Source organism: Pseudooceanicola sp. DL12 (genome assembly GCF_056270665.1).
In genome coordinates this window covers 3888089-3911606 of sequence record NZ_CM149884.1, presented here as the reverse complement: position 1 = coordinate 3911606, position 23518 = coordinate 3888089, and the positions used below count along the sequence as shown (strand labels likewise).

Annotated in this window: 21 protein-coding genes; 16 read left to right on the top strand and 5 right to left on the bottom strand. The window is 66.8% G+C overall.

The window, feature by feature from the left end; translation table 11 throughout:
- On the bottom strand, positions 1–1539 hold the full coding sequence (locus AC0WR5_RS18370; protein WP_475865250.1) for a class I adenylate-forming enzyme family protein: 1539 nt from the start codon (positions 1537–1539) through the stop codon (positions 1–3).
- A gap of 154 nt (positions 1540–1693) precedes the next feature.
- Between AC0WR5_RS18370 and AC0WR5_RS18365 the strand changes: the two genes are divergently transcribed.
- The 3 genes from AC0WR5_RS18365 (at position 1694) to rpe (ending at position 4994) form a co-directional block, all read left to right on the top strand.
- Entirely contained in the window at positions 1694–2914 is a 1221-nt protein-coding gene (locus tag AC0WR5_RS18365; protein WP_475865249.1) for an acyl-CoA dehydrogenase family protein, read from the top strand.
- 295 nt (positions 2915–3209) lie between these two features.
- Entirely contained in the window at positions 3210–4151 is a 942-nt protein-coding gene (locus AC0WR5_RS18360) for a class 1 fructose-bisphosphatase (RefSeq protein ID WP_475865248.1), read from the top strand.
- Positions 4152–4304: 153 nt separating this feature from the next.
- Positions 4305–4994 carry a ribulose-phosphate 3-epimerase gene (gene rpe, locus AC0WR5_RS18355; protein WP_475865247.1) on the top strand — a complete coding sequence of 230 codons (690 nt, stop codon included), beginning with the start codon at positions 4305–4307 and terminating at the stop codon, positions 4992–4994.
- A gap of 76 nt (positions 4995–5070) precedes the next feature.
- Here rpe and AC0WR5_RS18350 read toward each other — a convergent pair whose 3' ends face one another.
- Together AC0WR5_RS18350 and AC0WR5_RS18345 are read right to left on the bottom strand one after the other, a co-directional pair.
- The gene (locus AC0WR5_RS18350) at positions 5071–6210 is read right to left on the bottom strand and encodes a sensor histidine kinase (protein WP_475865246.1); all 1140 of its coding nucleotides are present in this window, start codon (positions 6208–6210) and stop codon (positions 5071–5073) included.
- Between the two features lie 162 nt (positions 6211–6372).
- Entirely contained in the window at positions 6373–6915 is a 543-nt protein-coding gene (locus tag AC0WR5_RS18345; RefSeq protein WP_475865245.1) for a helix-turn-helix transcriptional regulator, read from the bottom strand.
- 65 nt (positions 6916–6980) lie between these two features.
- Here AC0WR5_RS18345 and AC0WR5_RS18340 point away from each other — a divergent pair, with 65 nt between their 5' ends.
- From AC0WR5_RS18340 to AC0WR5_RS18285, 12 genes are all read left to right on the top strand, one after another.
- On the top strand, positions 6981–8273 hold the full coding sequence (locus tag AC0WR5_RS18340) for an acetylornithine deacetylase/succinyl-diaminopimelate desuccinylase family protein (protein ID WP_475865244.1): 1293 nt from the start codon (positions 6981–6983) through the stop codon (positions 8271–8273).
- Between the two features lie 283 nt (positions 8274–8556).
- Positions 8557–10050, top strand: a complete 1494-nt coding sequence (locus AC0WR5_RS18335; RefSeq protein ID WP_475865243.1) for an ABC transporter substrate-binding protein — start codon at positions 8557–8559, stop codon at positions 10048–10050.
- Between the two features lie 193 nt (positions 10051–10243).
- The gene (locus tag AC0WR5_RS18330) at positions 10244–11188 is read left to right on the top strand and encodes an ABC transporter permease (RefSeq protein WP_475865242.1); all 945 of its coding nucleotides are present in this window, start codon (positions 10244–10246) and stop codon (positions 11186–11188) included.
- Position 11189: 1 nt separating this feature from the next.
- The gene (locus AC0WR5_RS18325; RefSeq protein ID WP_475865241.1) at positions 11190–12065 is read left to right on the top strand and encodes an ABC transporter permease; all 876 of its coding nucleotides are present in this window, start codon (positions 11190–11192) and stop codon (positions 12063–12065) included.
- The gene (locus AC0WR5_RS18320) at positions 12062–13651 is read left to right on the top strand and encodes an ABC transporter ATP-binding protein (RefSeq protein WP_475865240.1); all 1590 of its coding nucleotides are present in this window, start codon (positions 12062–12064) and stop codon (positions 13649–13651) included. Before AC0WR5_RS18325 ends, AC0WR5_RS18320 begins: the two co-directional genes overlap by 4 nt.
- 34 nt (positions 13652–13685) lie before the next feature.
- A complete protein-coding gene (locus tag AC0WR5_RS18315; protein WP_475865239.1) occupies positions 13686–15140 on the top strand; it encodes an aldehyde dehydrogenase family protein in 1455 nt (484 codons plus the stop codon).
- An 8-nt stretch (positions 15141–15148) separates the two neighbouring features.
- Positions 15149–15385 (top strand): DUF2798 domain-containing protein, encoded by a 237-nt coding sequence (locus AC0WR5_RS18310; protein WP_475865238.1) that lies wholly within the window; start codon positions 15149–15151, stop codon positions 15383–15385.
- A 25-nt stretch (positions 15386–15410) separates the two neighbouring features.
- On the top strand, positions 15411–16151 hold the full coding sequence (locus AC0WR5_RS18305) for a glucose 1-dehydrogenase (RefSeq protein ID WP_475865237.1): 741 nt from the start codon (positions 15411–15413) through the stop codon (positions 16149–16151).
- Positions 16152–16264: 113 nt separating this feature from the next.
- The gene (locus AC0WR5_RS18300) at positions 16265–16924 is read left to right on the top strand and encodes a TetR/AcrR family transcriptional regulator (protein ID WP_475865236.1); all 660 of its coding nucleotides are present in this window, start codon (positions 16265–16267) and stop codon (positions 16922–16924) included.
- A 111-nt stretch (positions 16925–17035) separates the two neighbouring features.
- Positions 17036–18058, top strand: coding sequence for an aspartate-semialdehyde dehydrogenase (locus tag AC0WR5_RS18295; protein WP_475865235.1), 1023 nt, complete (start codon positions 17036–17038; stop codon positions 18056–18058).
- Positions 18059–18264: 206 nt separating this feature from the next.
- The gene (locus AC0WR5_RS18290; RefSeq protein WP_475865234.1) at positions 18265–19884 is read left to right on the top strand and encodes a DUF4139 domain-containing protein; all 1620 of its coding nucleotides are present in this window, start codon (positions 18265–18267) and stop codon (positions 19882–19884) included.
- A 193-nt stretch (positions 19885–20077) separates the two neighbouring features.
- Positions 20078–21187, top strand: a complete 1110-nt coding sequence (locus AC0WR5_RS18285; RefSeq protein WP_475865233.1) for an AI-2E family transporter — start codon at positions 20078–20080, stop codon at positions 21185–21187.
- Between the two features lie 260 nt (positions 21188–21447).
- Here the strand turns inward: AC0WR5_RS18285 and AC0WR5_RS18280 are convergent, their stop codons facing one another.
- Together AC0WR5_RS18280 and AC0WR5_RS18275 are read right to left on the bottom strand one after the other, a co-directional pair.
- Complete coding sequence (locus AC0WR5_RS18280; RefSeq protein ID WP_475865232.1) at positions 21448–21993, bottom strand: hypothetical protein; 546 nt, start codon at positions 21991–21993, stop codon at positions 21448–21450.
- Between the two features lie 224 nt (positions 21994–22217).
- Positions 22218–22868, bottom strand: coding sequence for a carbonic anhydrase (locus AC0WR5_RS18275; RefSeq protein WP_475865231.1), 651 nt, complete (start codon positions 22866–22868; stop codon positions 22218–22220).
- 208 nt (positions 22869–23076) lie between these two features.
- Between AC0WR5_RS18275 and AC0WR5_RS18270 the strand changes: the two genes are divergently transcribed.
- On the top strand, positions 23077–23457 hold the full coding sequence (locus AC0WR5_RS18270) for a hypothetical protein (protein ID WP_475865230.1): 381 nt from the start codon (positions 23077–23079) through the stop codon (positions 23455–23457).
- The last annotated feature ends 61 nt before the right edge of the window (positions 23458–23518 follow it).

Here is a 23518-nt window from a genome sequence, read left to right as displayed (position 1 = left end):
TCAGGCGGGCTCCCTGTCCCAGTAGGGCGCGCGCAGCTCGCGCTTCAGGATCTTGCCGATCTCGCTGCGGGGCAGGTCGTCGCGGAATTCCACCGCGCTGATCCGCTGCATCCGGCCAAGGCGCGCATTGGCCCAGTCCCGGATCTCCAGCGGGTCGGCGGCGCCATGGGGCACCACCAGTGCCAGCGGCGTCTCGCCCCAGTCGTCGCTTGGCACGGCGATCACCGCCACGTCGGCCACCTGCGGATGATGGCGCAGGGCATGTTCGAGGTCGGCGGCATAGATGTTGAACCCGCCCGAGATGATCATGTCCTTCTTGCGGTCGAGCAGGTGCAGGAAGCCCTCCGCGTCCAGCCGGCCCATGTCGCCGGTGCGGATGAAATCCTGGCCGTTTTCATCCTGCCAGATGACCTCGGCGGTTTTGTCGGGCTGGTTCAGATAGCCCGGCATCATCGAACCCGACCGCCCGACGATCTCGCCATAGCTGCCGGCGGGCAGTTCGCGGCCCGCCTCGTCGATCACCTTCAGCTGGCTGCCCTCGGGCACGATGCCGGCGCTGTCCCATTTGTCGGGATGGGCGGCACAGTCGAGCACGGTGGTCACGCCGCCCTCGGTCATGCCGTAGAATTCCACCAGGTTGCCGGGCCAGCGCTCCATCACCTGCGCAATCAGGATGCCGGGCAGCGGCGCAGAGGTGGAGAACTTGCAGCGATAGGGCGACAGGTCATAGCCGTCGAACTCCGGCGCCTTCATCAGCCGCATGTATTGCACCGGCACCAGCATGGCATGGGTCACCCGGTGCTGCTGCGACAGTTCCAGGAAGCGCGTGGTGTCGAATTTCGCCATGGAAACAACGCTGCTGCCATGGGCCAGGCCCGTCAGCGCGGCCACCAGCGTGGTGTTGGAATAGAGCGGTGTCGACATCAGCAGCGTCGCCGTCTCGTCGAGGCCGAAGACCGCGAAGCGCTCGAACTGGCGCGAGCGGAAACGGTGCTCGTGCACGATCCCCTTGGGCGTGCCCGTGGTGCCGGAGCTGTAGATGATGTCGAAGAGATCATCGGGGATCACGGCCACCGGCGGCGCCTCGGGCCCCGCTGCCCAGTCCTCCAGCCTCTCCAGCGCGATCACCTCCCCGGCGCCCAGGGTCTCGGCCACCGTCGCCTGTCGCGCGCTGGTGAACAGCAGCGCAGCACCGCAGTCCGCACGCATGCCGCGCAGGGCCTCGGGCGTCGCCGACCAGGGCAGCGGCACCATGCAGGCCCCCGCCCGCAGCACGCCGGCATAGAGCGCGACATGCAGGGCCGAGTTCTCGGCCAGCGAGGCCACGCGGGCGCCCGGGCCAATGCCCAGTTCCTTCAGCCGCCCGGCGATGCGGCCGGACAGTGCATCGAAGTCAGCCCAGGTCATCGCCCCGGTCTCGTCGATCACGGCCGGCTTGTCCGGGTGCAGTCTCGCCGCCCGGGCAAACATCTCGCCAATGTTGTGAAATACTTCATCCGCCACCTGCGGCGCGCGCAGGCGTGGTTCTCCTCCCGTCATGCCGGGCCCTCCTCCCAAAGGGTGTTCCGTGAAGGGAGCCTGCCACGAAGACCGGCGGGAGGTCAATATTCCGTCTGCCGGAAAAGTTTTCCGCACGTATTGACGGTATGTTTCTGCCGGGGCATCAAATGGGGCAGGTGAGGAGGAGTTACCTATGTACGATCATTTCCCGATCTCGGACCGGGCAAGAAAGATGCGCGAGCATCTGATGGCCTTCATGGACGATCACGTCTTTCCCAACGAGGCGACCTTTGCCGAACAGCACGCGGCGGGCGAACGCTGGGAAAGCCCGCCCATCATGCAGGAGCTGAAGGCGAAGGCGCGCGAGGCAGGCCTGTGGAACCTCTTCCTGCCGCATTCGAAGGACGGCTACGAAGGCAACGGCCTGACCAACGTGGAATATGCCACCATGTGCGAGCTGATGGGCCGGTCCTCGATCGGGTCGGAGCCCTTCAACTGCTCGGCGCCCGATACCGGCAACATGGAGACACTGTTTCTCTATGGCAATGAGGCGCAAAAGGCCGAGTGGCTGCGGCCGCTGATGGACGGCAAGATCCGCTCCTGCTTCTCGATGACCGAGCCTTCGGTGGCCTCCTCGGATGCCACCAACATCCAGACGGAGATTCGCCGCGAGGGCGACGAATACGTGGTGAACGGGGTGAAGTGGTGGTCCTCGGGCGCCATGGACAAGGCCTGCAAGATCGCCATCGTCATGGGCAAGACGGATCCCGCGGCGGAAAAGCACCGCCAGCAGAGCATGATCCTCGTCCCGCTCGACACGCCGGGGGTCAAGGTGATCCGGCCGCTGCACGTGATCGGCTATGACCACGCGCCGCACGGCCACGCGGAGATCCACTACGACAACGTCCGGGTCCCCGCGGGCAACATCCTGCTGGGCGAGGGGCGCGGCTTCGAGATCGCCCAGGGGCGCCTCGGGCCGGGGCGGATCCACCACTGCATGCGCTCCATCGGCCAGGCCGAGCGTGCCCTGCAGGAGATGTGCACCCGCGCCATGTCCCGCGATGCCTTCGGCAAGAAGATCGCCGACATGGGGGTGACCAAGCACTGGATCGCCGAGAGCCGCTGCGAGATCGAGCAGGCCCGCCTGCTGACCATGCATGCCGCCTACATGATGGATACCGTGGGCAACAAGGCGGCGCGCAAGGAGATCGCCATGATCAAGGTCGTGGGCGCCAACATGGTGCAGCGGGTGATCGACCGCGCGATCCAGATCCACGGCGCCATGGGCGTCTGCCAGGATACCTTCCTCGGCGCGGCCTTTGCCAACGCCCGCACCATGCGCCTGGTTGACGGGCCGGACGAGGTGCACCGCGAGACCATCGCCAAGCTGGAACTGAAACCCTATCGCAACTGAGACCGGGCCGGGGGCTCTGCCCCCGCGCCTGCGGCGCTCCCCCGGGATATTTGTGGCCAGATGAGGAGAGCCGGTCGCGCCAGGAGCGGGGCCGGTTCTTTCTCGAAACGCTCCTGGTTTCGCCTTTCAGGAAATACTCCGGGTGGATTGCGTCCGGCACGGGCGCAAGAGGGGAGAGCCTTCATTCCGACCGCTTCGGCATCGTTAACGCTCACAGTCACGCGCCTGACCGGAAAAGGATTTTTATGCGCGGCGTCCTGTGGAATAACACCCACGAAGCGCCAAGGAGATTTTGATGCCCGCTATTGATCCCGCTCTCATTCCCGCCCCCCTGCAGCCCGTGATCGAGGCGCTCTGCGCCACCGGCGCCGACCTGTCGAAGGTGATTGCCCGCGGTCCGCTGGGCCAGTCCCTCGGCGCCGGGGTGGGGGAAAACTCCGACGGCGACCAGCAGAAGGCGCTCGACGTCATGGCCGACGAGATGTTCGAGGCCGCGCTGAAGCCCGCCGGGGTGAAATACTATGCCTCCGAGGAGCAGGAGACCGTTCTGACACTGGACGAGGGCGGTGCCTATGCCCTGGCGATCGACCCGCTCGACGGCTCCTCCAACATCGACGTGAATGTCACCATCGGCACGATCTTCTCGATCTTCGAGGCGGCGGGAGGGGCGGATGCAAGCTTCCTGCGCCCTGCCTCCGAGCAGATTGCCGCCGGCTATATCGCCTATGGCCCGCAGACGCTGATGGCCGTGACCTTTGGCGCCGGCACGCTCCTTTACGTGCTCGATCCCGAGACCGGGGCCTTTGCCCTGGCCGAGGAGAAGATGAGCCTGCCCTCGGCCGCGAAGGAGTTTTCGATCAACAGCTCGAACCGCCGTCACTGGACCGCGCCGGTGCTGGCCTATGTCGAGGAGAACGAGGCCGGCGAGACCGGGCCGAAGGGCAAGAACATGAACTTTCGCTGGGTTGGCAGCCTGGTGGCCGAGACGCACCGGATCCTGACCCGGGGCGGCACGTTCCTCTACCCCTCCGATGCCCGCAAGGGCTATGAGAAGGGTCGGCTGCGCATGGTCTACGAAGTGGCGCCCATGGCGTTTCTCGTGGAGCAGGCCGGCGGCCTTGCCACCGACGGCAAGACGCCGATCCTGTCGCTGCAGGCGGGCGCGCTGCACGAGCGCTGCCCGCTGGTCTTCGGTTCTTCAGAGGAAGTGACCCGCATCGCCGAGCTGCACGGCTGAGCCATTCTCCCGGCCTTTTCCGGCCGGGAGGCCTGCGGCGGGCATATTTTCGGCCAGGTGACCGGGCGACGGCGCGTCCCGCCGCGCGCTCGGTGCTTTCCCGGCGGGCCAATGCCGCCTATATGGGCGGCACGCAACGCCCGGAGGCCCGCCATGACTTTCACCCGTGACCTGAAGATCGCCCCGTCGATCCTCTCTGCCGATTTCGCCAATTTCGGCGCCGAGATCGAGGCCGTCGAGGCCCAGGGCGCCGACTGGATCCACGTCGACGTGATGGACGGGCATTTCGTCCCGAATCTCACCTTCGGCCCGCCGCTCTGCAAGGCGATCCGCAAGCACATCCATACCGTCATGGACGTGCACCTGATGATCGCGCCGGTCGATCCCTATATCGAGGCCTTTGCCGATGCCGGCGCCGACGTGCTGACCGCCCATGTCGAGGCCGGGCCGCATATCCACCGCACCCTGCAGGCGATTCGCGGCGCAGGCTGCAAGGCCGGCGTGGCCCTGAACCCGGGCACCCCTGCCGAGAGCGTCGATTACCTGCTCGACCTGGTCGACCTGGTCTGCGTGATGACGGTGAACCCCGGCTTTGGCGGGCAGAAGTTCATCCACAGCCAGATCGACAAGGTGAAACGCCTGCGTGCCATGATCGGTGATCGCCCCGTGCACATCGAGATCGACGGCGGCATCACGCCCGAGACCGCACCGCTGATGCGGGCGGCGGGGGCCGATGTGCTGGTGGCGGGCTCTGCGGTCTTCAAGGGCGGTTCGGTCGCGGATCCCGCGCCCTATGGCACGAACATCCGTGCCATCCGGACCTCCTGCGACACACTGGTCTAGGCGCCGCCCGGCTTGGTCCGGACACTGGGCCGGTTGGTTCCGGCCCAGTTAACGAGGCCCAGTCAACGGGGCCCAGCTACATCCGGGCGAGGGCGCCCTGTGGGTCCGGCCCTTCCTGGGAGGCATCCTGCAGCGGGAAATCCAGCGTGATGCGGGTGCCTTGCGGCCCCGATTCCAGCGCAAAGGATCCCCCCAGCTGACGGGCCGAGGCCTCGATCACCTGCATGCCCAGCCCGTGATGGCTGGTCACGCCGCCGGGCAGGCCCACGCCGTCGTCCTGCATCACCAGCTCGCAACGGCCGGTGCTTGCCACCGGTGTCACGTGACAGCCCACGGCCCCGTCGCGACCGTCCGGGAAGGCGTGCTTGAAGGCGTTGGAGGCGAATTCGTTCAGGATCACGCCCAGGGCAGCGGCCACGTTCGCATCCACTTCCATGTCGGGCCAGCTGGCCTGGATCCGCACGTTGGGCGGGGCCGAGGCGCCGATCAGGCGGCAGACGCTTGTGCCGAAGTGGCGCAGGTTGATCGTGTCGCTCTGCTCTGCGCGATAGAGCTGTTCGTGCAGCGCGGCGACGGTCTCGATCCGCCGGCGCACGTGCTCCAGGGCCGCGCGGGCCTCTTCGCCCTTCACGTCGCGGGCCTGCATCCGGGTCAGGGCGCTGACCGACTGCAGCGAGTTCTTGACCCGGTGGTCCACCTCACGCCGCATCAGCTCGGCCTGCTGCAGGCTGCGTTTCAGTTCCATCTGCACGATCACCTGCCGCGCCAGCACCTTCAGCGTGTCGCGCTGCAGCGGCGTCAGCCGGTTGGGGCGGGTGTCGAGCACGCAGAGCGAGCCGATCGGCAGCCCCTCGTCGCTGCGCAGCACCGCGCCGGCGTAATAGCGCAGACCCATCTCGCCGGTGACCAGTGGATTGTCGGCAGTGCGGGGATCGCGGGTGGTGTCCTCGACCTCCAGGAAGCCGTCTTCCTGCAGGATCGCATGGGCACAGATCGATTCCTCAAGCGTCGTTTCGGTGGCAGCGAGGCCGGTGCGCGCCTTGAACCACTGCCGGTCCTCGTCGACCAGGCTGATCAAAGACACCGGCATGCCGCAGAGCGCGGAGGCCAGCTTTACGACATCGTCGAACGGCTCTTCGGGGTCGGTGTCGAGAATCTCGAAGGACCGCAGCAGCGCCAGGCGGGCCGTTTCGTTGGGGTGCTTCTCGGGGATCATGACGCAATACTCAAAACCTCGGGCGAATTAGCCCGATAAATGGCTATAGGCGCCGTCCCGGAGCCTGACAATCTTAAATTGACGTTAACGACAACCGGTCCACCGGCATATGACGTGGGGGCAATATTCCCGTGCGATTTCATTTATTTGCTGACGCGGCGGTCAAAGACCTGGGCCCGCCAGTCTGCGGATCAGCTCGGCGGCATTGCGCACGCCATGCTTGCGCAGCAGTCGGGCGCGCACGTCCTCGATGCTGCGTGGCGACAGGCCCAGGCCGCGGGCGATCTCCTTGCTGGTCAGCCCGCGCGCAAGCCCGGCCACCACGTCGCGTTCGCGCGGTGTCAGCCGGCTGCCTTCGGCGCGGGCCAATGGCGCGAAACTCATCACCAGGCGGCTCAGCGGGGCCTCGGGCACCAGCGTCCGGGCCCGGAACCGCACCCAGATCGTGCCACCGCCGCGGCGGTGCATCATCCGCTCGTCGCTGTAGATCCCGGTGTCATGCAGGGCCGTCATGCCGATGTCGCGGATCGTCTCGAATTCCTGGTCGCTGGCGTACAAGACCCTGAAACTCTTGCCGATAACTTCTTTTCGGGGGCGCTCGACCAGGGCCAGGAACGGCGCGTTGCAGGCCCGGATCACCCGTTCCTCTGCCAGCACCAGCCCCACCGGCGCATGGTCCCAGGCCAGCATCTCGTAGTCGTCCATTTCGCCCCCATACCGTAGTCATACGGTATTGAGACCGTAGGGGGTTCGGGCGCAGCGTTTCAACCATGAAAGACATCGCCCCCCTCAAAGCCGCCCTGCACGCCGAGCTCCTCGACCGGCGTGACGATCTCGTTGCCCTGACGCAGGACCTGCTGCGGATTCCCACGCTGAATCCGCCGGGCGACTGCTACCTTGAGATCTGCGAATATCTCGACCGCCGGCTCAAGGCCTCCGGCTTCGAGACCCAGCTGATCCGCGCCCATGGCGCCCCGGGGGACACCGACCGTTATCCGCGCTGGAACATCGTTGCCCGCCGCGAAGGCCCCCGCCCCGGCGACTGCGTGCATTTCAACAGCCATACCGACGTGGTCGAAGTGGGCCGCGGCTGGACCAAGGATCCCTTCGGCGGAGAGGTCGAGGACGGCAAGGTCTACGGCCGTGGCGCCTGCGACATGAAGGGCGGCCTCGCGGCCTCCATCGTCGCCGCCGAGGCCTTCATCGCCGTGGTCCCCGACTGGGCCGGCGCGATCGAGATTTCCGGCACGGTCGACGAGGAATCCGGCGGCTATGCCGGTGTTGCCTACCTGGCCGAGAAAGGCGTCTTCGAGAAGGTCCAGCACGTCATCATCCCCGAGCCGCTGAACCCCGACCGCATCTGCCTCGGGCACCGCGGCGTCTGGTGGGCCGAGATCGAGACCTTCGGCGAGATTGCCCATGGCTCGATGCCCTTCCTCGGCGATTGTGCCGTGCGCCACATGGGCGCCGTGATCTCCGAGATGGAAGAGACGCTCTTTCCCGCGCTTTATGCCAAGACCACCGAGATGCCGGTGGTGCCCGAGGGCGCGCGTCATTCCACGATGAACATCAATTCGCTGCACGGCGGCCTGCCGGAACCCGGCGAGGACGAGACCGGCTTCCCCTCCGCATGCGTGCCCGACAGCGCCCGCATGATCATCGACCGGCGCTACCTGATCGAGGAGGATCCCGAGCAGGTCCAGGCCGAGATCCGCGCCGTGCTGGAACGGGTGAAGGCCCGGCGCGAGAAATTCTCCTACGAGCTGCGCGAGATGTGGGGCGTCACCCCGACGATGACGGAAAAGGACGCCCCCGTGGTGCAATCGGTCACCCGCGCCATCCGCGAGACATACGGCCGCGACCCGGAATATGTGGTCTCGCCCGGCACCTACGATCAGAAGCACATCGCCCGCATCGGCAAGCTGCACAATTGCATCGCCTACGGGCCGGGCATTCTCGACCTGGCGCACAAGCCCGACGAATACGTCGGCATCGACGACATGCTGCAGTCGGCAGAGGTCATGGCGCTTGCCCTGGCAGAGCTGCTGGCCGCGCCGGAATAACAGCGGTCCCCAACCCGACACCGACCCGTTTCGCGGTGTCGAAACTGTGATGCTCCCCCGCCCTCGGGTGGGGGGCTCTCTTGCAGTCGAATGCCGGCTAAGTATATGATGTGATATGATAAAATGTGGAAGTTGTGCCGCAAAGAACAGCGCCCGCAGGGCCCCGGCCGCGCTGGGCCCCCTGCCGCGTCCATAACCGCTTGACCGGCTGCATGCTTCCGGCGAGGGTCTTGCAGCAAAGGTGGACATCTCAAAAGTTCGCCAGATGACAGGGAGACACGACATGCGTTCCAAATGGAAGACCTCTGCCCTCATGGGCGCGGCCGCGCTGGCCCTTACCGCCGGCATGGCCGCGGCCCAGACCGGCAACAGCCTGACCCTTGGCCTTCAGCTCGAGCCGCCGAATCTCGACCCCACGGCCTCGGCCGCCGGGGCCATCGACCAGGTCGTCTATTCGAACATTTTCGAGGGCCTCACCCGCTTCGGGCCCGACGGCTCCGTGAACCCCGGTCTCGCCTCGTCCTGGGACATCTCCGACGATGGCACCGTCTATACCTTCCACCTGCATGACGGCGTGAAATTCCACGACGGAACCACCTTCGATGCAGAGGACGTGAAATTCACCCTCGACCGCGCCCGCGCCGACGACAGCACCAACGCCCAGAAGGGCCTCTTTGCCGGCATCGCCGATGTCGAGGTGGTCGATCCGCTGACCGTCAAGGTCACCCTGTCCTCTCCCGACGGCGCCTTTCCCTTCAAGATGGCCTGGGGCGATGCCGTGATCGTCGCGCCCGAGAGCATCGACGAGGCCGCCACCCATCCCGTCGGCACCGGCGCCTTCGAATTCTCCAACTGGGTGCAGGGCGATTCCATCACCCTGACGAAAAACCCCGATTACTGGGGTACGCCCGCGCTGCTCGACCAGGCGACCTTCAAGTACATCTCCGACCCCACCGCCGCCTTCGCCGCGATGATGGCCGGCGACATCGACGCCTTCGCCGGCTTCCCGGCACCGGAAAACCTGCCGATGTTCGATGCCGATCCCCGCTTCAAGGTGATCGTCGGTTCCACCGAGGGCGAGACCATCCTGGCGATGAACAACGCCCGCCCGCCCTTCGACGACATCAAGGTGCGCGAGGCCGTGGCCCATGCCATCAACCGGCAGGACATCATCGACGGCGCCATGTTCGGCTACGGCACGCCCATCGGCACCTTCTTCGCGCCGCACAACCCCGACTACGTCGATCTGACCGACCTGTCGGATTACGACCCCGAGAAATCCAAGGCGCTGCTGGAAGAGGCCGGGGTCACCCTGCCGCTCAAGGTCAAGATGACCCTGCCGCCGCCCTCCTACGCCCGCCGCGGCGGCGAGATCATCGCCGCACAGCTCCGGGCCGTGGGCATCGAGCCCGAGATCCAGAACGTCGAATGGGCGCAATGGCTCGAGAGCACCTTCGGCGGCGCGCATGACTACGATCTCACCATTGTCTCGCATACCGAACCGATGGACATCGGGGCCTATGCCAACCCGGATTACTACTTCGGCTACGACAACCCCGACTTCCAGAAGCTGATGGCCGATCTCACGGTCACCACGGATACCGGGAAGCGTTCCGAGATCCTGAAGGAGGCCCAGACCATCCTCGCGCAGGATTACGTCTCCGGCTACCTTTTCGAGTTCCCGCTGCAGACCGTCGCCAAGGTCGACCTCGAGGGGCTCTGGGCCGATGCGCCCACCCAGGCCGCCGACCTAACCTCGGTCTACTGGGACAAGTGATATCCCGCATTGCGGTCCCGCCGGCGCCACCGGCGGGGCCCGCCTCGTGCAGGCTCCCTCATCTGGCGAAAAATATCCCGGGGGAGCCGCGCGTCAGCGCGGTGGGGGCAGAGCCCCCTTCCTCTTTCCCCGCCCGCTTTTTCGCCGTCCAGAGAATACAGAATGCCATGACCCCGACGCAGGATTTCAGCTGATGCTCCGCTACACGCTGACCCGTCTCGCCTCCCTTTTCCTCAGCCTCGTGGCCGCCTCCGTCGTGATCTTCGCGGCGACAGAGGTGCTGCCCGGCGACCCCGCGCGCATCATGCTGGGCATCAACGCCCAGGAAGACACGCTCGCCGCCCTGAGAGAGGAACTGGGGCTGAACGCCCCCCCGCTGGAGCGCTATTTCCATTGGGTCACCGCCATGCTGCATGGCGATTTCGGCATTTCCTACACCTATCGCACGCCGGTCTCTCAGATGATCACCGACCGGCTGCATGTCTCGCTGCCGCTGGCACTCTACGCCCTGGCACTGACCATCCTCGTCGCCTTCCCGGTGGGCATCTGGGCCGCCTCGCGCCGCGGCTCCGTTGCCGATGTCTCGATCATGGGCGTGACGCAGCTCGGCATCGCCATCCCGAACTTCTGGTTCGCCATGCTCATGGTACTGGTCTTCGCCATCAACCTGCACTGGTTCTCCGCCGGTGGTTTCCCGGGCTGGGACGCTGGCTTCTTCACCGCGATGAAGGCGCTCACCCTGCCGGCCATATCCCTGGCGCTGCCACAGGCCTCGATCCTGGCGCGGGTCATGCGATCGGCGCTCCTCGATACCCTGTCCGAGGATTTCATCCGTACCGCCCGGGCCAAGGGGCTCTCGCGGCGGCAGGCGCTCTGGCGCCATGCCCTGCGCAATGCCCTGATCCCCGTGCTCACGATCATCGGGCTGCAGTTCTCCTTCCTGCTCGCCGGTGGCATCATCATCGAAAATGTCTTCTACCTGCCGGGCCTCGGCCGGCTGATCTTCCAGGCCATCTCGGCCCGCGACATGATCGTGGTGGAAAGTGTCGTGATGCTGCTGGTCTTCGCCGTGATCGTGGTGAATTTCCTGGTCGAGCTGGCCTATGCCATCGTCGATCCCCGCCTGAGGGCCCGCTGAGATGACAGATCAGGCCACCACCGTTCCTGCCGCCGCGCCCTCCACGCTGCGCCTGGCGCTGGGCAACCGCAGCTTCGTCATCGGCGCGCTGCTCACGCTCTTCTTCTTCGGCTGCGCCCTCGTCAGCTTCGTCTGGGTGCCCTACGACATCGAGACCCTCGACATCGCGAACAAGATCAAGCCGCCCAGCCTCGCGCATCTCCTCGGCACCGATCATTACGGCCGCGACATCCTCTCGATGCTCATGCTCGGCGCCCGTACCTCGCTGGCCGTGGGCTTCCTCGCCGTCGGCATCGGCATGGTGATCGGCGTGCCCCTGGGCCTCTGGGCCGCCGCCCGCCGCGGCTCGCTGCTGGACGAGGTGATCATGCGCACCAACGACCTGATCTTCGCCTTTCCCTCGCTCTTGATCGCGGTGATGATCACCGCTGCGCTGGGGCCCTCGGCCACCAATGCGATCATCGCCATCGGCATCTTCAACATCCCGGTCTTCGCCCGCGTCACCCGTTCCGGCGCAATTTCGCTGTGGGGGCGGGATTTCATCCTCGCGGCCCGCGTCGCCGGCAAGGGCTCGGCCCGGATCTCCTTCGAACATATCCTGCCCAACGTCACCAACCTGCTGATCGTTCAGGGCACGATCCAGTTCTCCCTCGGCATCCTGGCCGAGGCGGGCCTGTCCTACGTGGGCCTGGGCGCACAGCCGCCCACGCCCTCCTGGGGGCGCATGCTGGCCGAGAGCCAGACCTTCATCTCCATGGCCCCCTTCATGGCGCTCTTCCCCGGGCTCGCCATCCTGCTGACGGTGCTGGGCCTCAACCTGCTGGGCGACGGTCTGCGCGACCTGATGGACCCGAAACTCCGGAGGGGCCGCACATGAGCCTGCTCTCCATCGAGAATCTCTCGCTCTCCATCCACGGCACGCCGATCCTGCACGAGGTCTCCCTCGACCTCGCGCCGGGCCATATCCTCGGTGTCATCGGCGAGAGTGGCTCGGGCAAGTCGATGGCCGCCTTCGCCACCATGCAGCTCTTGCCCGAGGGCGCCGAGTCCACGGGGAGCATCACGCTCAATGGCCATGACATCCTCTCGCGCTCCGAGGCGCAGATGTGCAAGCTGCGCGGCCGCGAGGTGGGCATGGTCTTCCAGGAACCGATGACCGCGCTGAACCCGCTGAAATCCATCGGCGACCAGGTGGCCGAGACCATCCTGATCCACGAGAAGGTCTCCCGTGCCGAGGCCCGAAAGCGCGCCCGCGACGCCCTCGACCGGGTGGAACTTCCCGCCGACCGTTTCCCGCTGTCACATTTCCCGCATCAGCTCTCCGGCGGCCAGCGCCAGCGCGTGGTCATCGCCATGGCCATCGCTCTCCGCCCATCGCTGCTGATCGCGGACGAGCCCACCACCGCCCTCGACGTCACCACCCAGGCCCAGATCCTGGTGCTGCTGAAGCGGCTTGTGCGCGAGGACGGCATGGGCCTGCTGATGATCTCCCACGACCTCGCCGTGGTGGCCGACATGGCCGACGAGATCGCCATCATGCAAAAGGGCAGGGTGGTCGAACGCGGCCCCGCCGCCACCCTCTTCGAGACGATGAGCCACCCCTACTCCAGGGCCCTGCTCGCCGCCTCTACCCATGCGCCGGAGCGGTCCCCGAACCCGCAGGACGTGCCGCTGCTGCAGGTCCGCGATGTCCACCGCTATTATGCGCTGCCCCGCCGCAAGCTCTTCGAGGAGCCCCGCCGCCTGCACGCGGTCAAGGGAGTCTCTCTCGAGATCCGCCGCGGTGAGAGCCTCGGCCTCGTGGGCGAGAGCGGCTGCGGCAAGTCCACGCTCACCCGCGCCATCCTCGGGCTGGAGGAGGTGCAGCAGGGCGAGATCCTGCTCGACGGTGCGCCCGTCTTCACCGGGCACCGGCCAAACGACGATGTCCGCCGCCGCATGCAGGTGGTCTTCCAGGATCCCTACGGCAGCTTCAATCCCCGTCACCGGGTGGCCCGCCTCGTGGCCGAACCCTTTCACCTGTCCCCGCCCTCGTCCCGCGCGGAGCGCGATGCCGCCATCGCCGAGGCGCTCACCGCCGTGGGCATGCAGCCCTCCGATGCCAACAAGTACATCCACGAATTCTCCGGCGGCCAGCGCCAGCGCATCGCCATTGCGCGCGCACTGATCACCCGCCCCGAGCTCATCATGCTCGACGAGGCCGTCTCGGCCCTCGACGTGCAGGTGCGCGCCCAGATCCTCGACCTTCTGGCGGATCTCTCCGAGCGCTTCGGCCTCACCTATCTCTTCATTTCCCATGACCTCTCGGTGGTGCGTTCCATCACCGACCGGGTGCTGGTGATGAAATCCGGCGAGATCGTCGAACAGGGCAAGACCGAGGAGGTCTTCATGAACCCGCAACACCCCTACACCCGTCAGCTTCTCGCCGCAGCGCCCCAGCTGCCCGAGGCTGCCCCGGCCTGATCGCCGGCTGAAAACGTCTTTGGGAGGAGACCACATGACCACCATTCCCGAGCTCTGGTTCGACCCGTCGCGCTGCCTGATCGGCGGCACCTGGGTGGCCCCCGTGCAGGGCGGCACCCTGCCGCTTCAGGATCCCTCGACCGGCGACCGGATCGGCACGATCGCCCGCGGCACCGCCGGTGACATCGACGCCGCCGTCGCGGCGGCGCAGGCCGCCTTCGACGGCGCCTGGGGCCACACCCCCGCGGCCGAGCGGGGCCGCATCCTCGCGCGCCTGGGCCGGCTCGTCACCGAACGTGTCGATGCCCTTGCCGCGATCGAGGCCCGCGATGTCGGCAAGCCGCTGAAACAGGCCCGCGCCGATGCCGTGGCCCTTGCCCGCTACCTGGAATTCTACGGCGGCGCCGCCGACAAGCTGCATGGCGAGACCATTCCCTATCTCGACGGCTACACCGTCTATACCCTGCGCGAACCGCACGGGGTGACCGGCCATATCGTGCCCTGGAACTACCCGATGCAGATCATCGGCCGCTCCGTCGGCGCGGCGCTGGCCACCGGCAACGCCTGCGTGCTGAAACCGGCCGAGGACGCCTGCCTCACCGCGCTGGCCTTTGCCGACCTGGCGAAGGAGGCCGGCCTGCCCGACGGCGCGCTCAACGTCGTGCCGGGGCTGGGGGCAGAGGCCGGCGCCGCGCTCTCGGCCCATCCCGGCATCCACCACATCTCCTTCACCGGCTCCGTCGCGACCGGCCAGGCGGTGCAGGCCGCCGCCGCCGCCAACGTGATCCCCGTCACGCTGGAACTCGGCGGCAAGTCGCCCCAGATCCTCTTCGAGGATGCAGATCTCGACGCCGCGCTGCCTTTCCTCGTCAATGCCGGGATCCAGAACGCCGGTCAGACCTGTTCGGCCTCCTCGCGGATCCTCGTGCACCGCTCGCGCCATGACGAGCTGCTCGCCGCCATGGCCACCCGCTATGCCGCCCTGCGCGTGGGGCCGGCCAGCGACGATCTCGACGTCGGGCCGCTGATCTCGGCGAAACAGAAGGCGATCGTCGAGGGCTTCCTCGCCATGGGCGCCGATCTCACCGTGGCGGGCCGCCCGGCGCTGGGCGAGCTGCCTGCGGGCGGCCACTACGTTGCGCCCACGCTCTTTTCCGGTGTCACCCCTGATCATCCCCTCGCCCAGAGCGAGATCTTCGGCCCGGTCCAGGTGGTGATCCCCTTCGAAACCGAGGCCGAGGCCATTGCCATCGCAAACGGCACACAATACGGTCTCGTAGCATCTGTCTGGACCCAGAACGGCGCCCGCCAGATGCGCCTCGCCCGTGCCCTGCGCGCCGGGCAGGTCTTTCTCAACAATTACGGCGCCGGTGGCGGGGTCGAGCTGCCCTTCGGCGGCATCGGCAAATCCGGACACGGGCGCGAAAAAGGTTTTGAGGCCCTCTACGGCTTCACCACCCTGAAAACGGTGGCTGCCTTCCACGGATAGGAGTTCGAATGTCCCAGCAGCGCAAGATCGCGGTTCTCGCGGCGATCATGATGTCAGGTATCATGTCCTTCGTGCTTTCGGGCCTTCTGGCGTTTCTGGCCAATGGTCCGCATCTCACCTGGTTCCATGCCTGGTGGCACAGCTGGGTGATCGCATGGCCCGTGGCCTGCCTTCTGGTGGTGGTCCTGGGGCCGGTTGTCGCCGGTCGCGCGGCGCGTATCGTGGGGCGGTTCAGCGAGGGCTGACCGCCGCACAGAGGGAGGAGACAGAATGAGACTACAGGGAAAGACCGCCATCGTGACAGGGGCGGCCCAGGGCTTTGGTTCCGGCATCGCCCGCCGCTTCGCCGAGGAGGGCGCGCGGGTCATGGTGGCCGACCTCAAGGGCGACCTGGCCGAGCAGGTGGCCACTGAAATCGGCGGCATCGCACAGGTGGTGAACGTCGCCGACGGCGACAGCCTGCTGCAGATGTGCGACCGCGCCGCAGAGGTGCTCGGTCCCGTCGACATCCTGGTGAACAACGCCGGCGTCACCCATCTGCCCGAGCGGATGGAGGAGGTGAGCGAGGCGGATTTCGACCGCATCACCGCCGTCAACATGAAGGCGATCTACCTCGCCGCGAAAATCCTCGTGCCACGGATGAAGGCGCAGGGCGCCGGGGCGATCTGCAACATCTCCTCCACCGCCGGCATCAGTCCGCGGCCGAACCTGACCTGGTACAATGCCTCCAAGGGCTGGGTGAACACCGCCACCCGCTCCATGGCGGTAGAGCTCGCGCCCTTCGGCATCCGCGTCAACGCGGTGAACCCGGTGGCCGGAGAGACCCCGCTCCTGCAGAGCTTCATGGGCGAGGACACCCCCGAGATGCGGGCCAAGTTCCTCTCGACCATTCCGATCGGGCGCTTCACCACGCCCCGCGACATCGCCGATGCCGTGCTCTTCCTCTGCTCCGAGGAGGCGGCGATGATTACCGGCCTTTGCATGACGGTCGACGGCGGGCGCTGCATCTGAGGCGCCGAGGGCAGGGGCCGCGGGTTGCACCCGGCCGGCTGCTGCCCGACAACAGAATCGACCTCGCCCGTCGCCGGCCCGGCGACGTCCAGACAGTGGAGGACAGACCGCCCATGCCCCGTGCGACGCCCGCGCCCGGAAAAAAACATCGCCCCGCCGGTGCCGTGCCCGAAGAGGCCCATCCCGGGCGCCCACGGGATGCCGCGGCGGGCCCCGCGCTGATGGCGGCGGCGCTCGACCTAGTGCGCAGCGACGGCTACGAGGCGGTCACCATCACCCGGATCATCGCGCGGGCCGGGGTCTCGCGTCAGTCGCTCTATCGCCGCTGGCCGACCAAGGCCGATCTCGTGCTCGATGCGCTGCTGGCCTCGGCGGGCTCTGCGCCGCGCCCGGGCGATGCCCCGGTGCGACAGGCAACGCGCGATTTCCTCTCTGCGATTTTCCTTCATCTTCAAGAGGATGCACAGGTCCTTCGCAACCTGATCGCCGCCGCGCAAAAGGACGAGGCCTTTCGCGCCACCCTGAATGCACGCTTCGTCGCGCCCCGGGCCGCGATGATGACCGCGCTCTTCGAGGATGCCGTCGAACGCGGTGCCCTGCCGGCGGATTTCGACAGCGCCGTGGTGGCCGACATGCTGCATGGCGCCTTCTGGTACCGGCTGCTGAACGGTCAGCCCCTCGATGATGCCCTGGCGGCCCGGCTGGTGCGGGCCGCGCTCGGCCCCGACCCGGCCGGCGGGGATGCCCCGCCGGGCCGGCCTCCGGGGGCATGACCGCACGTTTCTCATCACCGCGCTTGATGCGCGCCATCATCGCGCTACCCCTTTCAACCCAAAGAAACATGGGGTATGCACCCCCGTCCCAGTTGAGAGGAGAATTCCATTATGGGCTATAAAGTCGTCGTCGCAGGCGCCACTGGCAACGTGGGCCGCGAAATGCTGAACATCCTGGCCGAGCGCCACTTCCCGGTGGACGAGATTGCCGTGCTCGCATCCCGGAAGTCGCTTGGAACCGAAGTCAGCTTTGGCGACAAGACCCTGAAAACCCAGGACCTGGCGACCTTCGATTTCGCCGGCTGGGACATCGCGCTCTTCGCGGTGGGGTCGGGCCCGACCAAGGAATTCGCGCCCAAGGCGGCCGCTGCCGGCTGTGTCGTCATCGACAACAGCTCGCTCTACCGCTACGACCCCGACGTGCCGCTGGTGGTTCCGGAAGTGAACCCCGAGGCCGTGATGGGCTATGCCAAGAAGAACATCATCGCCAACCCCAACTGCTCGACCGCGCAGATGGTCGTGGCGCTGAAGCCGCTGCATGACCGCGCCAAGATCAAGCGCGTCGTCGTCTCGACCTACCAGTCGGTCTCCGGCGCCGGCAAGGAAGGCATGGACGAGCTCTGGGATCAGACCAAGTCGATCTACAACCCGACCTCCGAGGTGCCGCCCTCGAAGTTCACCAAGCAGATTGCCTTCAACGTGATTCCGCATATCGACGTCTTCATGGACGACGGCTCGACCAAGGAAGAATGGAAGATGGTCGCCGAGACCAAGAAGATCATCGACCCCTCGATCAAGCTCACCGCCACCTGCGTGCGCGTGCCGGTCTTCGTCGGTCACTCCGAGGCGATCAACATCGAGTTCGAGGAATTCCTCGACGAGGACGAGGCCCGCGACATCCTGCGCGAGGCCCCCGGCATCATGGTGATCGACAAGCGCGAGGACGGCGGCTACGTCACCCCCGTCGAATGCGTCGGCGATTTCGCCACCTTCATCAGCCGCATCCGTCAGGACAGCACCATCGACAACGGCCTGAACATCTGGTGCGTCTCGGACAACCTGCGCAAGGGTGCCGCCCTGAACGCCGTCCAGATCGCCGAGACCCTGGGCAACCGCGTTCTCAAGAAGGGCTGATCGCGCGTCTTTGAACGCGGCCAGCGGAGGGTTCTTGAAACCCGGGTTTTACAGGGCGGTGCCGATCTGGCATCGCCCTGTTTTCGTTTGGATATCCTCTTTCGGTTGTGCCGGTTTTCGCCGCTGCACTCGCCCCACGCAAACGTCACTTGGACGGGGCTGGCGCGCATCGCATCCTGCAGCAGACCAGACCCGAGAGGATTCGCATGCGTACCGCACTCACGCTCTTTGCCATGGCCCTGCCGCTGCCCGCGCTGGCCGATGATTTTGTCATCTCCAGCCGCGTCAGCGATGTCACCGTCTATCCCACCGCCGCCGCGATCACCCGCGACAGCAGCTTCTCGGTGCCCGCGGGCAGTCACAGGCTGATCCTCACCGACATGCCCTTTATCGATCCGTCCAGCCTGCGCCTCACGGCCTCCGGGCTGGCCATCGGTGCGGTCTCCTACCGAGAGGATTTCGTGCCGCCCCGCAGCGCCCAGGACAATGCCGCCATCACCGCCGCCCGGGACCGCATCGACGGCATCGAGGACCAGATCGCCGAGGTGGACCGCCGCACGGCCGAGGTCGAAGCCGAGGTGGCCACCGCCAATGCACAGGTCTCCTTCCTCGACGGTCTCGGCACCACCGATGCCGCCGCCGATCCCGCCCGCCTGCAGGACCTGCTCTCCCTCGTCGGCTCCGAGGGCCTTGCCGCCCGCCAGCGCGCGCTGGAGGCCGAACAGCGTGCCGAGGCCGTCCGCAAGGAGCGCAAGCCGCTGGAGGAGGATCTCGAAGAGGCGCAGGCCGCCTTGGCCGCCCTGCAGAACGAACAGCAGGACCGCGCCTATCTCGTGGTCGAGGTCGAGGCCGATGCCCCCACCGAGGGCACGCTGGCGCTGGACTACGTCACCATGGATGCCGGCTGGACGCCGTCCTACGACGTCTCCCTGACCACCACCGGCGAGGCGCCCGATCTCACCATAGACCGGCTCGCCTATGTCAGCCAGCGCACCGGCGAGAACTGGCAGGGGGTCAACCTGCGCCTCTCCACCGCCCGCCCGGGCGGTCAGACCGTCCCGCGCGAGGTCACGCCGCTGCCGCTGCGCATCGGCGATCCGCGCCCGGTCCAGCCGCTGGCCGCCGACATGTCGGCCAAGTTCTCCGAGGCGCCGGTGATGGAGCTGGCGCGCACCGCCAATATCGTGGTCGACCGCGGCAGCAGCGACGGCGTCAATGTCGACTACAGCTATCCCCGCCCGGTCGACGTGGCCACCGATGCCGATGACCTGCGTCTCGATCTCGGCAGCCAGAGCTTTGCCCCCGAGGTCTATGCCGAGGCCGTGCCGCTCTATGACAGTGAGGCCTACCTGATGGCCGGCTTCACCAACGACAGTGGCGATCCGCTGCTTTCCAGCGGGGCCGCGCAATTCTACCTCGACGGCACCTACATCGGCCAACGCGGCTTCAGCTTCCTGCCTGCCGGCGAGGAAGAGGCGATTTCCTTCGGGCCCATCGACGGGCTGCGCCTCTCCCGCGTCGTCGACGACCGGACGGAGGGCGACCGCGGGCTGATCCGCAAGTCGAACGAACAGAGCGAGGCGGTCAGGATCGCCGTGCGCAACCTGACCGACCGCGACTGGACGATCCACGTCACCGACCGGGTGCCCTATTCCGAGCAGGAGGATCTGAAGATCGCCTGGCAGGCCAACCCGATGCCGACCGAGCAGGACTACGACGACATGCCCGGCGTGCTGCAATGGCGCTTCCCCATCGACGCGGGCGCCGAGAAGACGATCGAACTGTCGCATACCGTCACCTGGCCCGAGGGCAAGGTCCTGCAATAGGTCCATATCCACCGCAGAGGTTCGGTTCTCCGGCCCGTCCCGCGTGATCCGCGGGGCGGGCTTGTCCGTCCGGGCAACCGTTGCATTCCGGCGTCATCCGGCCCGGCACGCGGCCCCGGGGCCACTCTCGCCGGGCATCGGCCCCCGTCCTGGTATAGGCTGGCCGCAGGTGGACAAGCCGAGGGGGGCCGCAATGCCCGACAGCGACAGGAACCGGATCATCGCACCGGACTGGTTCAAGATCATCGTCGGCCTGCCGATGATCCTGGCGGTGCTCTGGTTCGGCCGCGGCCTGCTGGAGCTGCTCTCGGTCGCCTTCCTCATCTTCGTGCTCTCCACCGCCTTCATGGACAGGCTCTCTGCCATTACCGTCTCGGGGCGGGTCATCCCCACCTGGGCGGCCCGGGTGCTGGCGGCGGTGATCTTCGTCTCCGTCCTCTGGCTCTTCAGCGTCGTCTCCTCGGTCGCGGCCCAGGAGATCATCGAGGCCGTCCCCCGCTACCAGGAGCGCCTCTCCGCGCTTGTCGTCGAGGCCCAGGCCTTTCTCGGGGCCCCCACGGTCGAGGCGATCAACCAGGCCCTGGCGCGGGTCGATCTCGGCGGGCTGGTGGTCTTCCTGGCCGGCGGTCTGATCGGCAGCATCGCCCAGGTCTCGCTGCTCACGCTCTACCTGCTCTTCCTGATCACCGAGCGCTCCGACTGGCAGGCCAAGATCCGCATCGTCTCGGCCAAGGTGCCGGGCCGCGATCCCGACAACGCCGATTTCGAGATGATCGTCCATCGCGCCGCCCAGGGCATCAAGGACTACATGTGGGTCAACGCCGTGACCAGCGCCATGAGCGGCACCGTCGCCTATGTCATCTTCAGCCTGATCGACCTAGATTTCGCCGCCTTCCTGGCGATGATCGTCTTCTTCGTCGGCTTCATCCCCAATATCGGCGCCTTCATCGGCATCGCCCTGCCAGCGCTCGTCGCCCTGGTGCAGTTCGACAGCCTCTGGCCCTTCCTGGCAGTGGTGCTCGGCTATGGTCTCGCCGATCAGTTCATCAGCAACGTCATCACCCCGATGATGCAGGGCCGCTCGCTCAACATCAGCACCTTCATGGTCATGGTGGCGCTGGTCTTCTGGTCCATCCTCTGGGGCGGCCTCGGCGCCTTTCTCGCCGTGCCGCTCACCGTGATCATCATGGTCATCGCGGCCGAGGTGCCCAGCCTGCGCTGGCTCGCGGTGCTCCTGTCCCGCGATGGCGACCTTGCCGCCCTGCGCGGCCGCCCCGAGGCACGGGAGAGCAGCGCCGGCTGAGCGCTCAGGCCGCCAGCGGCGTGGTCAGCACCTCGACCAGCGGCCGCCAGCGAGGGCACCGTCAGCGAGAGCACCGGCAGGCTCGGACATCCGGCTTGCCGGGGCAGGGCGAGGGCCGCCTGTCGAAAGTCGATCCCTGACCCCGTGGCCCTGAAAATCAACAGGCCCGCCCCGATCCACGCCGAAACGCGGGTCGGGACGGGCCTGCCCTGCGCGCCTTCACGGCGTCTGCTCGATATTCCTGCGACGGGGGGCTGTGCTCAGCGGCCCGTCATTTCAATCATCAGCCCGGAGCGGTCGTTGGTCTGGCCGCTGGGCGCATCCGCCCATTGCACCATCACGCTGCCAAGGTCCATATCCCCCAGCGTCATATCCTCGACCGTGCCGTCATCGTAGGCGCTCTTGTCGGTCCAGATCTCACCGCGATAGGTCACGCCGGTGACCGCTCCGTCATAGCTCGTGCCTTCGCCGAAGACCTCGCGCAGCGGATCGTGGATGTCGGCGTAATCCTCTTCGGTGCCGCCCGGGTACCAGACCTCGCAGAGCGTCGCGCCGAACTTCTCGCCCATGCTCACCACCACCGCGCCGCTGTCCAGCCGCCCCGAATAGGCCATGGTGCCAAAGGGATTGGGAGAGCCGTTGCCGTCGGGCGACAGACCCTCGACGCCGCTCAGCGCCCCTGTCATCGCCGCCTGGCACAGCGTACCCACCTCCTCTGACAGGGGCGTGCCCGCCATGGCGGGGGCACCCGCGCCGATCAGCAGGGTCGCGGTGGCAAGGGCGGTCAGTGGTTTGCAAAAAATCATTGGGTACAATCCTTCCTGGGGCCTCGGCAGAGGCTGATGCCCTATTCAGGATCGTGCACCGGGGCGCAACGGGCGGGGCGCATGGCACCGCCCGCTGGCCGTTTCCCGCCCATCTGCCGCCCGATGTGCCACCGGCAGGGGCCGTCCCGAAAACGATGCCCCGGCGGACGCAGGCGCGCCGCCGGGGCAAAACTCGTTCGGTGTTCCAAGGCGCCGTCGCCGGCTCAGATCGGGCGAAAGGCCTTTTCGCTCGGCACGTATTGCTCGACCGAGCCGTTGCCGATGTCGTGCCACAGCCCGTGCAGCGACACCGTCTCGGCCTCCACCGCGCTCTGCACGAAGGGGAAGGTCATCAGGTTCTCGAGACTGACCAGCACCGCTTCCTTTTCCAGCGCCGAACGCTGGGCGTCGTAGCCGTCCAGGTCCTTCACCCGTTCATAGCCGGGGCGCAGCAGGTCCATCCACCGGCCCACGAAGGAGCTCTTCTCCTCCAGTTCCGGCGCATGTCCCGAGCACATGTCCAGGCAGCCCTGGACGCCGCCGCATTTCGAATGGCCCATGACCACCACATGCGCGACCTTCAGCGCCGTCACCGCGTATTCCACCGCGGCCGAGGTCCCGTGCTGCTGCCCGTCGGGCTCGTGGGGCGGCACCAGGTTGGCGATGTTGCGGTGGATGAAGAACTCTCCCTGGTCGGCCCCGAAGATGCCGGTGACATGCACGCGGCTGTCACAGCAGGAAATGATCATCGTCTTGGGACGCTGGCCTTCGTCGGCCAGTCGTCGGTACCAGGCCTTGTTCTCGGTAAAGGTGGTGGCCTTCCATCCGTGGTAACGTTGCACCAGCAGGCTGGGCAGGGGCTTGGCGTGATCCATCGGCTTCTCCGCACGATTGTTGTTGTGTCACTGGGTTATAGACCTGCTCTCCCGGTGGTAAAACGGAATCGCCCGGATTTATCCGAAAAACTGACGCAAATGCGGGATTGAAGGGATCGGGAATGCGGGTCGGGCTCAACTTTTTGGGAACCTCGTCGCGTCATGGTCACCTCTGCCGTGGGGGCAAGGGTAGAAGAAGGTGTGTCCAGTGGAGCATGTGTCGGTTCTCCGTCAGGAAGAGCGGGTTCGTCTCGATCCCGATCGACTGCAGCAATTGTATGAACAGCTCGGCGAGGCCGAGGCCGAAGACGTGGTCTGCCGCGCGATGGAGGAGGTGGCCGTCCGCCTCAGCCACACCGAGCGGCTCTACCGCCAGGAACGGATGCGCGACATGCGCAAATCCGCCAGCAGCCTGATCGCGATTTCCGAACAGATCGGCATGAATGCCCTGGCCACCGTCGCCCGCGATGTGACCCGCTGCATCGACAATGGCGACATCGTGGCCCTCGGCGCCACGCTCGCCCGGCTGCTGCGCGTCGGCGAACGCTCTCTCACCGCCATCTGGGACCTGCAGGACGTCACCGTCTGAGGCGCGCAGCGCCTCGCCTCTGCCGGGCCTGACAATGGGCCCCCGCACGACGGGGCTTGCG